13 protein-coding genes are annotated in these 12,510 nt (G+C 69.6%); 4 read left to right on the top strand and 9 right to left on the bottom strand.

The genetic code is table 11. The features are described 5' to 3' along the window. A partial coding sequence (locus D588_RS0102510) for an ABC transporter permease subunit (protein ID WP_017914849.1) occupies positions 1-783 on the top strand: 783 nt, incomplete at its 5' end. Between the two features lie 16 nt (positions 784-799). Then, the gene (locus D588_RS0102505; RefSeq protein ID WP_010341738.1) at positions 800-2,119 is read left to right on the top strand and encodes a nitrate/sulfonate/bicarbonate ABC transporter ATP-binding protein; all 1,320 of its coding nucleotides are present in this window, start codon (positions 800-802) and stop codon (positions 2,117-2,119) included. A gap of 701 nt (positions 2,120-2,820) precedes the next feature. On the opposite strand, the gene D588_RS0102500 is transcribed toward D588_RS0102505, so the two are convergent. From D588_RS0102500 to D588_RS0102475, 6 genes are all read right to left on the bottom strand, one after another. Next, positions 2,821-3,120 carry a hypothetical protein gene (locus D588_RS0102500; RefSeq protein WP_017908266.1) on the bottom strand — a complete coding sequence of 100 codons (300 nt, stop codon included), beginning with the start codon at positions 3,118-3,120 and terminating at the stop codon, positions 2,821-2,823. 130 nt (positions 3,121-3,250) lie between these two features. Further along, the gene (locus tag D588_RS0102495) at positions 3,251-4,441 is read right to left on the bottom strand and encodes a methyl-accepting chemotaxis protein (protein ID WP_017908265.1); all 1,191 of its coding nucleotides are present in this window, start codon (positions 4,439-4,441) and stop codon (positions 3,251-3,253) included. Between the two features lie 161 nt (positions 4,442-4,602). Next, on the bottom strand, positions 4,603-5,217 hold the full coding sequence (gene hflD, locus D588_RS0102490; RefSeq protein ID WP_017914847.1) for a high frequency lysogenization protein HflD: 615 nt from the start codon (positions 5,215-5,217) through the stop codon (positions 4,603-4,605). Continuing rightward, a complete protein-coding gene (mnmA, locus tag D588_RS0102485) occupies positions 5,214-6,359 on the bottom strand; it encodes a tRNA 2-thiouridine(34) synthase MnmA (RefSeq protein WP_026143289.1) in 1,146 nt (381 codons plus the stop codon). Before mnmA ends, hflD begins: the two co-directional genes overlap by 4 nt. Continuing rightward, a complete protein-coding gene (locus tag D588_RS0102480) occupies positions 6,356-6,814 on the bottom strand; it encodes an NUDIX hydrolase (protein WP_017908262.1) in 459 nt (152 codons plus the stop codon). The genes mnmA and D588_RS0102480 overlap by 4 nt, the downstream gene beginning before the upstream one ends. Continuing rightward, entirely contained in the window at positions 6,814-7,317 is a 504-nt protein-coding gene (locus D588_RS0102475) for a hypothetical protein (RefSeq protein ID WP_017908261.1), read from the bottom strand. The genes D588_RS0102480 and D588_RS0102475 overlap by 1 nt, the downstream gene beginning before the upstream one ends. 76 nt (positions 7,318-7,393) lie before the next feature. Here D588_RS0102475 and clpS point away from each other — a divergent pair, with 76 nt between their 5' ends. Both clpS and clpA read left to right on the top strand, forming a co-directional pair. Beyond that, complete coding sequence (gene clpS, locus D588_RS0102470; RefSeq protein WP_010341728.1) at positions 7,394-7,714, top strand: ATP-dependent Clp protease adapter ClpS; 321 nt, start codon at positions 7,394-7,396, stop codon at positions 7,712-7,714. Positions 7,715-7,837: 123 nt separating this feature from the next. Continuing rightward, a complete protein-coding gene (clpA, locus tag D588_RS0102465; protein WP_017908259.1) occupies positions 7,838-10,120 on the top strand; it encodes an ATP-dependent Clp protease ATP-binding subunit ClpA in 2,283 nt (760 codons plus the stop codon). 130 nt (positions 10,121-10,250) lie between these two features. Here the strand turns inward: clpA and infA are convergent, their stop codons facing one another. From infA to D588_RS0102450, 3 genes are all read right to left on the bottom strand, one after another. Then, the gene (gene infA / locus D588_RS0102460) at positions 10,251-10,469 is read right to left on the bottom strand and encodes a translation initiation factor IF-1 (RefSeq protein ID WP_004425677.1); all 219 of its coding nucleotides are present in this window, start codon (positions 10,467-10,469) and stop codon (positions 10,251-10,253) included. 92 nt (positions 10,470-10,561) lie between these two features. Continuing rightward, positions 10,562-11,299 (bottom strand): leucyl/phenylalanyl-tRNA--protein transferase, encoded by a 738-nt coding sequence (aat, locus tag D588_RS0102455; RefSeq protein ID WP_017914845.1) that lies wholly within the window; start codon positions 11,297-11,299, stop codon positions 10,562-10,564. A 22-nt stretch (positions 11,300-11,321) separates the two neighbouring features. Next, positions 11,322-12,446 carry a GNAT family N-acetyltransferase gene (locus D588_RS0102450; RefSeq protein ID WP_017914844.1) on the bottom strand — a complete coding sequence of 375 codons (1,125 nt, stop codon included), beginning with the start codon at positions 12,444-12,446 and terminating at the stop codon, positions 11,322-11,324. Positions 12,447-12,510 lie beyond the last annotated feature (64 nt).

Below are 12,510 nucleotides of genomic sequence, written 5' to 3'. Positions count from 1 at the left end.
CAGCTGCAGGCCGCGCCGCAGGCACCCGGCCGCAGCGGGGTGTGGGGCGACCGGCTGTGGAGCGCGGTGTTGGCGCTGGCCGGCGCGGCCGCGGCCTGGTTCGCCTACGACTATGGCCGCCGCCACCTGGGCCTGCACGACCTGGCCGAGGCCTTCGGCGGCGGCCTGGCCACGCTGCTGCGGGTGGTGGTGCTGATCGCCCTGGCCAGCGTGGTGTGGGTGCCGATCGGGGTGTGGATCGGGCTGCGCCCGAAGGTGGCGCAGCGGGTGCAGCCGCTGGCGCAGTTCCTGGCCGCGTTCCCGGCCAACGTGCTGTTCCCGTTCGCGGTGCTGGCCATCGTCAGCACCGGCGCCGATCCCAACATCTGGCTGTCGCCGCTGATGATCCTCGGCACCCAGTGGTACATCCTGTTCAACGTGATCGCCGGCGCCAGCGCGTTTCCCACCGATCTGCGCGAGGCCGCCACCATCTACCACCTGCGCTCGTGGACCTGGTGGCGGCGGGTGATCCTGCCCGGCATCTTCCCGTACTACATCACCGGTGCGTTGACCGCGTCGGGCGGTTCCTGGAACGCCAGCATCGTGGCCGAACTGGCCAGTTGGGGCCACACCCAGGTGCAGGCCTACGGCCTCGGCGCCTACATCGCCCGCGCCACCGCCGCCGGCGACGGCCCGCGGGTGCTGCTCGGGGTGGCGGTGATGTCGCTGTTCGTGACCCTCTTCAACCGTGCGGTCTGGCGACGTCTGTACGTCTTCGCCGAACGCCGCCTGCGTTTCGACTGATTCCTGGAGACCGACCATGAGCTATTCCGCAAGCGTGCCCGAGCGCGCCCCGCTGGTCCGCGTGCAGGGTGTGCGCAAGACCTACGACAAGGGCGGGGCGACGCCGCTGGTGGTGCTGGAGGACGTCGACCTGACCTTGCACTCGGGGCAGATCGTCGGCCTGCTCGGCCGTTCCGGCTCGGGCAAGTCGACCCTGCTGCGCGCCATCGCCGGGCTGCTGCAGCCCAGCGCCGGCAGCATCGCCTTCCGCGATGCCGCGCCGGGCCAGGTCGCCGACGACATCGCCATGGTGTTCCAGAGCTTCGCCCTGTTTCCGTGGCTGACCGTGCTGCAGAACGTGGAAGTGGGCCTGGAGGCGCGCGGCGTGGCCGCCGACGAGCGCCGCCGGCGCGCCCTGGCGGCGATCGACCTGATCGGCCTGGACGGCTACGAGGGCGCCTACCCGAAGGAACTGTCCGGCGGCATGCGCCAGCGCGTGGGCCTGGCGCGGGCGCTGGTGGTGCGGCCGAAGCTGCTGCTGATGGACGAACCGTTCTCGGCGCTGGACGTGCTGACCGCCGAGACCCTGCGTACCGACCTGCTCGACCTGTGGTCGGAAGGGCGCATGCCGATCGAATCGATCCTGATGGTCACCCACAACATCGAAGAAGCGGTGCTGATGTGCGATCGCATCGTGATCTTCGGCGCCAATCCGGGGCGGGTGATCGGCGAGATCGAAGTGACCCTGCCGCAGCCGCGCAATCGCCTGGCGCCGGCGTTCCGCGCCCTGGTCGACGACATCTATGCGCGCATGACCGCCAGCCCGCAGCGGCCGCAGACCCGCGAGGGCGTGTTCCCGGGCAGCGGCATCGCCATGGTGTTGCCGCGCGTCTCGAGCAACCTGCTGGCCGGCCTGATCGAAGCGGTGGCGGCCGAGCCCTACCACGGCCGTGCCGACCTGCCGCCGCTGGCGGCCGGCCTGCAGCTGGAAGTGGACGAACTGTTCCCGATCGCCGAGACCCTGCAACTGTTGCGTTTCGCCGTGTTCGAACAGGGCGACCTGCAGCTGACCCCGGCCGGGCAGCGCTTCGCCGAGCTGGGCACCGACGCGCGCAAGCAACTGTTCGCCCAGCACCTAGCCACCTACGTGCCGCTGGCCGCGCACATCCGCCGCGTGCTCGACGAACGCCCGGCGCATCACGCGCCGGCGCGCCGCTTCCGCGACGAACTGGAAGACCACATGTCCGAGGCCTACGCGGCGGAGACCGTGCAGGCGGTCACCAGCTGGGCGCGCTACGCCGAGTACTTCGCCTACGACAAGCAGGCGGACCTGTTCTCGCTGGAGAATCCGAGCTGATCGCGCGGATTTCAGGCTGTGCGCAGTTTCGGCTTCAGCCGCGACCCGACGGCCAACATTGCAGGAACGGCGTCAGGCATGGCCTTGCTCGCCGCCCAATGCGCCTTGCAGCAACGATGTCGCGATCTGGTCGGAGTCGTTGTGGGAGGGACTTCAGTCCCGACTTCAGGCGCATCGAAGCGCCGGACGGCATCGCGCGTCGCGACTGAAGTTGCTCCCACAGTGACGCTTGCCCACGGCCGGGCGCTCGCGATTGGGAGAAGGGTTCAGGCGTGCGCCTGGATGCGACGCCGGTCGGTCGATGTGTCGTAGCTCGCCGCCGAATGCGCCTTTGCAGCAACGATGTCGCGATCTGATCGGAGTCGTTGTGGGAGGGACTTCAGTCCCGACTGCAGGCGGCCGGCCAGGCACGTGTCGCTCGCGTTTCGCGACCGAATGACATCGCGCATCGCTGCTTGTTGCCGTGGTTCAGTGAAACCAGCCGTCGCCTCGCAAGAGCGGCTTCAGCCGCGACAGGAGCATTCCCGGTACCGCCTTTGGCGGCTGAAGCCGCTCCTGCAGCCGCGAAGAATGCATGGGCTGCCCGGCCTCCTGCAGCAAGCGAAATCGAGAGATGGCGCCGGGTGACTCTCTAGCGCGGCGCCCCGAACGCGCTGCCACATCAGGCACCGCGCGATGCCAACGCAACCGCCGCGATCGACTCAATCGCCGTCGTACAGCGGAAAGTGCACCAACGGCGCCGGCGTGCCGGCAGCGGCGACCGCGCTGCCGTTGAGGCCCATGTCCCAGGCCAGGCCGGCCCAGACCGGGTCGGCGATGCGCGCGTCCTGCTGCGCCGGTGCGCGTGCGATCAGCAACTGCCGCAGTTCGGCCTGGGCCAGCGTTTCCAGCCGTCGCAGGGCGTGGCCGGGCTGGCGCGGCGCGGTCACCGGCCGGATGCCGGGTGCGGCCACCGGCTCGGACGCAGGCACGTGCGCGCCGCTGCTGTCATCGCAGGACATGGCCGCAACTCGGGACAGGGACTGGAGATGCATCGACATCGACGGGGCCGGACGGGAAGGGCAGAGACGACAAGCCCCGGCAGGGGCCGGGGACTCGTCGGTTCATGGCGCGGAGCGCGACAAGGCGGACTTAGAACAACTCGACCGTGCCGGCACCCATGCTCTGCTGCGCCACCGGCTTGTGCGGCGGACGCTCCCACTCGGTGCGCATGTCGCGCAGGCGGTTGCCGACCCGCTGCAGGGCGTCGAGCAGTTCGTGGTCGAACACGCCGCCATTGCGGTGCAGCAGTTCCTGCAGCGCCACGGCCTCGCGGTTGATCGCGGTCAGGCGGTCCAGGTGGGTGTGCACGCCGCCCAGGGCCTGGGTGGCGATGTCCTCGAACTGCAGGGCGCGCACCGCTTCGGCGACGCTGCTGTCGATGGCGCGGCCGCACTCGGAGATCTCGCGCATGCCGTCGCCCAGCGAGTGGTTGATCGCGGCCACGTTGTCCAGCATCGCCGCGGCCTCGGCCCGCGCCTCGCGGGAGCGGTCCATGTCGCGGGAGGCCATGTTCGAGACCGTCTCGCGGACCTTGGCGATGGCGTCCTTGGAGCTGTGCGCCAGCTTGCGGATCTGCTCGTTGAAGGTGGTCGAGCGCTCGGACAGGTTGCGCACCTCGTCGGCCACCACCGCGAAGCCGCGGCCCGCCTCGCCGGCGCGCGCCGCTTCGATCGCCGCGTTCAGCGCCAGCAGGTTGGTCTGGTCGGCGATCGACTTGACGTCCTCCAGCAGGGCGAAGATGCCGTCCAGGTGCTGGGACATGTCGTCGATGTAGTGCACCGTGGTGCTGCTCTGGCCGCTGACCTGCTCCAGCGCCTCCACCAGCTGCTCCATGCGCTGGCTGGCATGCTGGGCGAAGCGGGCCACGTCCACCCCGGCGCCGCCGTCTTCGCCGGCGCGGTCGACGATGCGGGCCAGCGCCACGCTCTGCTGCCGCGACTTGCGGTTCATCGCCTCGAAGCTGCCACCCAGGCCGCTGACCGCCTGGCGGATCAATTCGCGGGCACGTTCGATCTCCGAGCGCGAGCCCTCGATCTCGTTGCCGACGAAGCTGCGCAGCTCGGTCAGCAGGTGGTCCTGCTCGCGCATGACCTTGGCCTGCTCCGGCGAGCGCCGGCTCTGGCTGTACGCGGTCCAGCCGGCGAAACCGAGCCAGCTCAGCGTCATGGTGGTGAGGATGGCCCAACGGACCGGGGCCGGCCAATCGAAGCCGGCGGCGATGGGGAACAGCAGCGTCAGGGCGAGCGGGGCGGCCAGACGGATCAGGAGGCGTGAGTACATGGAAGTTCTCGGCAGATTCACGATTGCTGTATCGGCCGCCCCCCCCGGGTCTTTAGCAACGCGGTGCGCGGATCATCGAAACCTGCCGACATTCGTACGATCCGCGTCGCAGAACCACCGCGGGCGGCGCGCTGCCGGCCCGGCGCCGGCACCCCGGGGACTCAGCGCAAGGCGCGGTCCACGGTCTCGCGCATGCGCCGCTTGGCCAGCAGGAAATCCCACAGGCTGCCGCCCATCTGCCGCCACAGCACCGCCGAACGCACCGCCGCCAGCAGCAGTGCGCGGATCTCCGCCACCACCCCGGCCTGACCCAGGTAATGCGGGTTGCCCTGCACCATCACCCGCGGGCGCAAGTGGCTGATGGTGTCGGCGTAGAGCTGGCCCAACGCCGCGATCACCTCAGGGTGGGTGCTGTCGGCATGGCGCTCCAGCAGCGGCGCGATCCGGGCCAGGCCGGCATCGACCTTGGCGTCGGTCTCGGCATCGCCGGCGAAGCGCCGTTCCAGTTGGATCACCGCCAGCGCCAGCCGCGGCAGCACCTCGTCCTGGCCCTGGTTGCGGAAGTAGTTGTGCAGCAGGCGCAGCCCCGGCGCGAGGTCGGCGCGGCGGCCGTAGACCGCTTCGGGGCTGGGGGCTTCGATGCGGAACACGCTGTCGAGCAGGGTGCGTACCAGCGACGCCTCGGACTGGCCGGTCTCGGCGATGCGCCGCACCTGCTGCAGGGCCTGGGCCATGCCCGCCAGCGCCAGCATGCGCGCGTCCATGGAATCGGTCATCGAATCGGGTCCTCGTGTACGGCGGGGGCCTGCTGCGCCAGGCGGCGCTCCAGCGGGGCATCGGTGGTGGCGATCACGGCGCCGCCCAGGCATTCCTCGCCCTGGTACAGCACCAGCGACTGCCCGGGGGTGACGGCGCGCTGCGGGCGCGCGAAGCGGACCGACAGGGTGCCGTCGTCGCCAACCTCGACCGTGCAGGGCTCGTCGGCCTGGCGGTAGCGGGTCTGCGCGGTGCACTCGAAGCGCCGTGCCGGCGGCGCACCGGCGATCCAGTGGGCGGCCTCGGACTGCAGCCCGTTGGCCATCAGGTAGGGGCTGTCGCGGTCCTGGTCGACGTACAGCACGTTGCGGGCGACGTCCTTGCCGACCACGTACCACGGCGCCGCGGCGCGGCCGCGCACCCCGCCGATGTTCAGGCCCTCGCGCTGACCCAGGGTGAAGTAGAACACCCCCGGATGCTCGGCCACGACCTGCTCGTGCGGGTCGCGGATCTCGCCGCGCCGCGCCGGCAGGTAGCGGCCGAGGAATTCGCGGAAATCGCGTTCGCCGATGAAGCAGATGCCGGTGGAATCCTTCTTGGCGTGGGTCGGCAGGCCGGCTTCGCGGGCGATGCGGCGCACCTGTTCCTTGGGCAGTTCGCCGACCGGGAACAGGGTCGCGGCCAGTTGCGCCTGGCCCAGCTGGTGCAGGAAGTAGCTCTGGTCCTTGTTGCGGTCCAGCCCGCGCAGCAGCCGCCAGCGACCACCGAGGCTGTCCACCCGCGCGTAGTGGCCGGTGGCGATGCGCTCGGCGCCGAGCTCGCGCGCCGCGTCCAGGAAATGCTTGAACTTGACCTCGCGGTTGCACAGCACGTCCGGGTTGGGCGTGCGCCCGGCTGCATATTCGGCCAGGAAGTGCGCGAACACGCCTTGCCAGTACTCCTGCGAAAAGTCGCGGAAATGGAAGGGGATGCCCAGTCGCCCGCACACCGCCACCGCATCGCGGCGATCGTCGTCGGCACGGCAGTCGCCGCTGCCGTCGTCGGCCCAGTTCTGCATGAACAGGCCGGACACCGCCGCCGCGCCCTGCTGGACCAGCTGCCAGGCCGCCACCGACGAATCCACGCCGCCGGAGACCCCGACCATGACCGCTGCACCGCTCATGCCACCTGCCGCAGCAGATCCAGCGGGTAGCGGCGCCCGGCCAGGTAGTCGGCCACCACCTGCCACACCAGCGGGCTGCGCCAGCGCGGCGCTTCGGCCTCCAGTTCGGCCGGGGTCATCCACAGCGCGCGCACGATGCCGGTGTCCAGCGGCCGCTGCGCATCGTGCGCGACCGGATCGGCGGCGAAGGCGAAGCGCAGGTAGTGGCGGCCGGTGTCGGCCTTCCACTGGTAGGCGCCGATGAACGCGGTCGGCTGCACCTGCCAGCCGGTTTCCTCCAGCGTCTCGCGCACCGCGGCCTCGATCAGGCTCTCGTCCGGCTCCAGGTGGCCGGCCGGCTGGTTCAACACCAGCGCACCGGCGATGGCTTCCTCGACCTGCAGCAGGCGCCCGTCGCGCACCACCACCGTGGCCACGGTCACGTCCGGCTGCCAGGGTTCCGCGGCCGCCGTCATCAGAACAGGTCCTTGCCGCCGTTCAGTTCGGCGTCCATCGCGTCGGCGCCGCGCGCGGCCGCCTCCAGCGCCTCGCGCAGCGCCGCATCGTCGGCATCGGCGGGGATCTTGACCACGAACACCGCCGTGCCGCCCTGGCGCACCCAGCCGCCGAGGATGTCCGACTGCGCGTCCTCCAGCAGCCGGTTGGCGACCTTGGCGGGCAGGCTGTCGCCCTGCGCCTGGTAGGCCGGCGACCACACCTCGCGGATGCGGTAGCTGCCGAAGGTCTCCACCGGCGAGCGCACATAGGTCAGCTGCTTGCGCTCCTGCCCGTGGTCGCGCAGGCCGAACAGCACCTGATAGTCGCCGTCCTCGTCCGCCTGCACGTCGTAGCCCAGCGCCTGCAGGCGCTTGCCCAGCGCCGCATCCGGCGTCTCGGCGGCGGCCGGCAGGGCGGCGGCGAGCAGCGCGGCGAGCAGCGGAAGCTTGGGGAACATCGTCGAATGCATGCGGAGCGCCATCGAAAGGAGGGGAATTGTGCGGGCAGGGCCGGCGATCGTCCAATCCTGGCCGGCGGCCCCCGTATATAATGGGCGGATGCCCCGCAAGAATTCCCCCGAGCACGATCATGGCGTCATGGTGGAGACCGGCAAGCCGGAAGTCGCCCGCCCGCCCATGTATCAGGTGCTGCTGCTGAACGACGACTACACCCCGATGGACTTCGTGGTGACCGTGCTGCAGCAGTTCTTCTCCCTGGACCTGGAGCGCGCCACCCAGGTGATGCTGCACGTGCATACCCGCGGCCGCGGGGTGTGCGGGGTCTATACCCGCGAGGTGGCTGAATCCAAGGTAGCTCAGGTGAACGAGTTCTCGCGGATGAACCAGCATCCCCTGTTGTGCACGATGGAAAAAGCCTGATAGTGGGAGGCGTCGGTCACCGGTTTGCCCGGACTAACGCGGTGTGAACACACTGATCCGATAGGGTTGTGGAAATTCGCAACTCAAGCCACATATTGTCGGCAACAGACGTCGGAGTACACCATGTTCAGCAAAGATCTCGAGCAGACCATCGGCCAGTGCTACAAGCGCGCCCGGGAAGCCCGTCATGAGTTCATGACGGTGGAGCACCTGCTGTTGGCATTGCTCGACAATCCCTCCGCCCAGGCCGTGCTCAAGGCCTGCGGCGCCGACGTCGACCGCCTGCGCGGCGACCTGGAACAGGCCATCGAAGCCTCGGTGGCGCGCCTGGCCGACGACGATGGCCGCGACACCCAGCCCACCCTGGGCTTCCAGCGGGTGCTGCAGCGGGCGGTCTACCACGTGCAGTCCTCGGGCAAGAAGGAAGTCAGCGGCGCCAACGTGCTGGTGGCGATCTTCGGCGAAAAGGATTCGCACGCGGTGTACTTCCTGAACCAGCAGGACATCACCCGCCTGGACATCGTCAACTACCTGTCCCATGGCATCGCCAAGATGGGCGAGGACGGCGAGCACGCCGCGCCGTCCGACGGCGAGCCCAAGGGCGAGGCGGGCGAGGGCGAGCCCAAGGGCGACGCACTGGCCGAGTACGCCACCAATCTGAACGAGCAGGCCCGCAACGGCCGCATCGACCCGCTGGTGGGCCGTGCCGACGAGATCGAGCGCACCATCCAGGTGCTGTGCCGCCGCCGCAAGAACAACCCGCTGTACGTGGGCGAGGCCGGTGTCGGCAAGACCGCCATCGCCGAGGGCCTGGCCAAGCGCATCGTCGAAGGCACGGTGCCCGAGGTGCTGGCCGACGCGGTGATCTTCTCGCTCGACCTGGGCGCGCTGGTCGCTGGCACCAAATACCGCGGCGACTTCGAGAAGCGCCTGAAGGGCGTGCTGACCTCGCTGAAGAAGGTGCCCAACGCGGTGCTGTTCATCGACGAGATCCACACCATCATCGGCGCCGGTTCCGCCTCCGGCGGCACCATGGACGCGTCCAACCTGATCAAGCCGGCGCTGTCTTCGGGCGAGCTGCGCTGCATCGGTTCGACCACGTTCCAGGAGTATCGCGGCATCTTCGAGAAGGACCGCGCCCTGGCGCGGCGCTTCCAGAAGATCGACATCGTCGAGCCGACCGTGGGCGAGACCTTCGAGATCCTGCAGGGCCTCAAGCCCAAGTACGAGGCGCACCACGGCGTGACCTACGCCGACGACGCGCTGCAGGCGGCGGTGGACCTGTCGGTCAAGCACATCGGCGACCGGCTGCTGCCGGACAAGGCGATCGACGTGATCGACGAGGCCGGCGCGCGCCAGCGGCTGCTGCCGGAAGGCCAGCGCAAGGAACTGATCGACATCGAGGAGATCGAGACCATCGTCGCCAAGATGGCGCGGATCCCGGCCAAGCAGGTCAGCGCCACCGACAAGGACGTGCTGCAGCACCTGGAGCGCAACCTGAAGATGGTGATCTTCGGCCAGGATCCGGCGATCGAGACGCTGGCCTCGTCGATCAAGCTGGCGCGCTCGGGCCTGGCCAATCCGGAAAAGCCGATCGGCAACTTCCTGTTCGCCGGCCCCACCGGCGTGGGCAAGACCGAGGTCACCAAGCAGCTGGCGCTGCAACTGGGCATCGAGCTGGTGCGCTTCGACATGTCCGAGTACATGGAGCCGCATTCGATCAGCCGCCTGATCGGCGCGCCCCCGGGCTACGTCGGCTTCGACCAGGGCGGCCTGCTGACCGAGAAGATCGTCAAGACCCCGCACTGCGTGCTGCTGCTGGACGAGGTGGAGAAGGCGCATCCGGACATCTTCAACATCCTGTTGCAGGTCATGGACCGCGGCGTGCTCACCGACACCAACGGGCGCGAGGCGAACTTCAAGAACGTGATCCTGGTGATGACCACCAATGCCGGTGCCACCCAGGCCTCGCGGCGCTCGATCGGCTTCACCCAGCAGGACCACTCCACCGATGCGATGGAGATCATCCGCCGCAGCTTCACCCCGGAGTTCCGCAACCGCCTGGACGCGGTGGTGCAGTTCCAGCCGCTGGCCTTCAGCCACATCCTGCGCGTGGTCGACAAGTTCGTGATCGAACTGGAGATGCTGCTGCAGGAGAAGCACGTGTCGCTGTCGGCGACCCCGACCGCGCGCGACTGGCTGGCCCAGCACGGTTTCGACCCGCTGATGGGCGCGCGGCCGATGGCACGGGTGATCCAGGACAAGGTCAAGCGCCCGCTGGCCGACGAACTGCTGTTCGGCAAGCTGGTCAACGGCGGCCGCGTCACCATCGACGTGCGCGACGGCGAGCTGGTGGTCGATACCCAGGCCGAGCCGGAGCGCCTGCTGCCGGCGACGGTGGACTGAGGCCGGGCCGACAGGCACGACGAAAGGCGGCTGCAGAGGCTGCAGCCGCCTGGCGAGGTCACCGTCGTTCCATCGTTGCAGACGCGAAAGGCGGCCAGTGGCCGCCTTCTTCATGTCCGCCCGGGGCGGATTACTTCATGCGGTAGGTGATGCGACCCTTGGTCAGGTCGTACGGGGTCATTTCGACCTTCACCCGGTCGCCGGTCAGGATGCGGATGTAGTTCTTGCGCATGCGGCCGGAGATGTGGGCGATGATTTCGTGCCCGTTTTCCAGCTTGACCCGGAACGTGGTATTGGGCAACGTCTCGCTGACGGTGCCTTCGAATTCGATGGAGTCGTCTTTCGACATGTAATCCTGTGCGATTCGGAACGGCCAAAGGCCTGAAGAGCGAGGATTTTACTCGCCTGGGCCGCGCCATGCAAAGTTTGCGTTAATCCCGCTCAGCCCTGGGCCAGTTCCGCGGCCGCCAGGGTGCCGAAGCGCAGCGTCCACGGCGCGGTCTCGGCAGTCGCCGCTACCAGCGGCGCGATGGTGTCCAGGAACCGCGTACGCGGCCAGCGCTCGGCGCCCAGGCTGAGCAGGTGGTCGTTCTCCACCTGCGCGTCGATCAGCGGCCAACCCCAGCCGTGCAGGCGCCGCGCCAGTGCCGCCAGTGCGACCTTGGAGCCGCCGCTGCGCGCACTGAACATGCTTTCGCCGAAGAACATGCGCCCGCGCGCCACCCCATAGATGCCGCCGACCAGCTCGTCGCCGTCGAACACTTCCACCGAATGTGCGTGGCCGGCCTGGTGCAGGGCCAGGTAGGCGGCGCGCATCGGCGCGGTGATCCAGGTGCCGTCCTGGCCGCGGCGGGGGAGTTGCGCGCAGGCATCGATGACCTGGGCGAAGGCGGTGTCGGCGCGCACGGTCCACGGACAGTGGCGCAGGCTGCGGCGGAAGCGCGAGGACAGGCGTACGCCGTCGCTGCGGAACACGGTGCGCGGGTCCGGACTCCACCACAGGATCGGCTCGCCGTCGGAGTACCAGGGGAAGATGCCCTGGGCGTAGGCCGCGAGCAGGCGCGTCGGCGACAGGTCGCCGCCGACCGCGAGCAGGCCGTCCGGCTCGCGCAGGGCGCTGGACGGCGGCGGGAACGGGGCGGCGGGATCGGCCGCGAGCAGGACGGGGAGACGACGCATCGCCGGCAGCGTAGCCGATGCCTCAGGCGTCGTGGCGGAACGGCGAGTGGCGCTGCAGCGCCGCCGCGTGCTGGCGCACCTCGGCGCGCTCCTGCGCGCACCACTCGGCCAACGGCACGCGGAAGCCCGGGTCGGCGATCCAGTGGCGGCTGCGTACCAGCCGCGGCAGGAAGCCGCGGGCGATCTTGTGCTGGCCCTGCGCGCCCGGCTCGAAGCGGGTCAGGCCCTCGCGCAGGCAGTACTCGATGCCCTGGTAGTAGCAGGTCTCGAAGTGCAGGCCGGGCAGGGGCTCGCCGCCCCAGTAACGGCCGTACAGGGTGTCGCCGCCGCGCAGGCAGAACGCACCGGCCACTGGCGTGCCGTCATGGATGGCCAGGAAGATCAGCAGGTTGCGCGGCATCGTGCGCGCAAGGTGCGAAAAGAAGTTCAGGGTCAGCGCCGGCGAATTGCCGTAGTCGTCGAAGGTGCGCAGATAGAAGCCGTACATCGCCTGCAGGTCGGCGGCGCTGGCCTCGTCGCCGTGCAGCACGCGGAAGCCGATGCCGGCGCGCTGCACCTTGGCTCGCTCCTGGCGGATGTTCTTGCGGTGTTTGTGGTCCATCGCGCCCAGGTAATCGTCGAACCCGGTCCAGCCGGTGTCGTTGTGCCACTGGTACTGCACGTCGTTGCGTTCCAGCCAGTCGGCGTCGAACGCGGCGTCCTCGTCGGCGCGGTGGAAATTGACGTGGGCCGAGGACAGGCCGGTGCGCTCGGTCAGCGCCCGCATGGCCGCGAGCAGTTCCTGCTGCGCCGCCAGGTCGCGGGCGAGCAGTCGCGGCCCGGTCACCGGCGAGTAGGGCACCGCGCACAGCCACTTTGGGAAGTAGTCCTGGCCGTAGCGCGCGTAGGCATGCGCCCAGGCATGGTCGAACACGAATTCGCCGTGCGAGTTGCTTTTGACGTAGCCGGGCGCCGCCGCGACCAGCGCCTCGCCGTCCCAGACGGTGAGATGCAGCGGACTCCAGCCCCAGTCCGGGCGCAGGCAGCCGTGCTGCTCCAGGCCGGCCAGGAAGGCGTGGGCGACGAAGGGATTGCGACCGTCGTGCAGGGCGTCCCAGTCGGCGGCGGCGACCGTATCGAGCTGGTGCAGCCAGCGGATCCGGCTCATCGCCGGCGCTGCTCGCGGTGGAAGGCGGCGCAGCGGCCGCCGGCGTCACCGGCCGCGCGCGCGA

Source organism: Xanthomonas sp. SHU 308 (assembly GCF_000364645.1).
Lineage (GTDB): Bacteria > Pseudomonadota > Gammaproteobacteria > Xanthomonadales > Xanthomonadaceae > Xanthomonas_A > Xanthomonas_A sontii.
Note: the sequence above shows the minus strand (reverse complement) of the source record. Positions and strands in the feature narration are given on the sequence as shown.

What these genes read in the sequence shown, in the direction of transcription:
- D588_RS0102505 (WP_010341738.1), top strand. Translation starts at nt 800, where the DNA reads ATGAGCTATTCCGCAAGCGTGCCCGAGCGCGCCCCGCTGGTCCGCGTG.
- D588_RS0102500 (WP_017908266.1), bottom strand. Translation starts at nt 3,120, where the DNA reads ATGTCCTGCGATGACAGCAGCGGCGCGCACGTGCCTGCGTCCGAGCCG.
- D588_RS0102495 (WP_017908265.1), bottom strand. Translation starts at nt 4,441, where the DNA reads ATGTACTCACGCCTCCTGATCCGTCTGGCCGCCCCGCTCGCCCTGACG.
- hflD (WP_017914847.1), bottom strand. Translation starts at nt 5,217, where the DNA reads ATGACCGATTCCATGGACGCGCGCATGCTGGCGCTGGCGGGCATGGCC.
- mnmA (WP_026143289.1), bottom strand. Translation starts at nt 6,359, where the DNA reads ATGAGCGGTGCAGCGGTCATGGTCGGGGTCTCCGGCGGCGTGGATTCG.
- D588_RS0102480 (WP_017908262.1), bottom strand. Translation starts at nt 6,814, where the DNA reads ATGACGGCGGCCGCGGAACCCTGGCAGCCGGACGTGACCGTGGCCACG.
- D588_RS0102475 (WP_017908261.1), bottom strand. Translation starts at nt 7,317, where the DNA reads ATGGCGCTCCGCATGCATTCGACGATGTTCCCCAAGCTTCCGCTGCTC.
- clpS (WP_010341728.1), top strand. Translation starts at nt 7,394, where the DNA reads ATGCCCCGCAAGAATTCCCCCGAGCACGATCATGGCGTCATGGTGGAG.
- clpA (WP_017908259.1), top strand. Translation starts at nt 7,838, where the DNA reads ATGTTCAGCAAAGATCTCGAGCAGACCATCGGCCAGTGCTACAAGCGC.
- infA (WP_004425677.1), bottom strand. Translation starts at nt 10,469, where the DNA reads ATGTCGAAAGACGACTCCATCGAATTCGAAGGCACCGTCAGCGAGACG.
- aat (WP_017914845.1), bottom strand. Translation starts at nt 11,299, where the DNA reads ATGCGTCGTCTCCCCGTCCTGCTCGCGGCCGATCCCGCCGCCCCGTTC.
- D588_RS0102450 (WP_017914844.1), bottom strand. Translation starts at nt 12,446, where the DNA reads ATGAGCCGGATCCGCTGGCTGCACCAGCTCGATACGGTCGCCGCCGCC.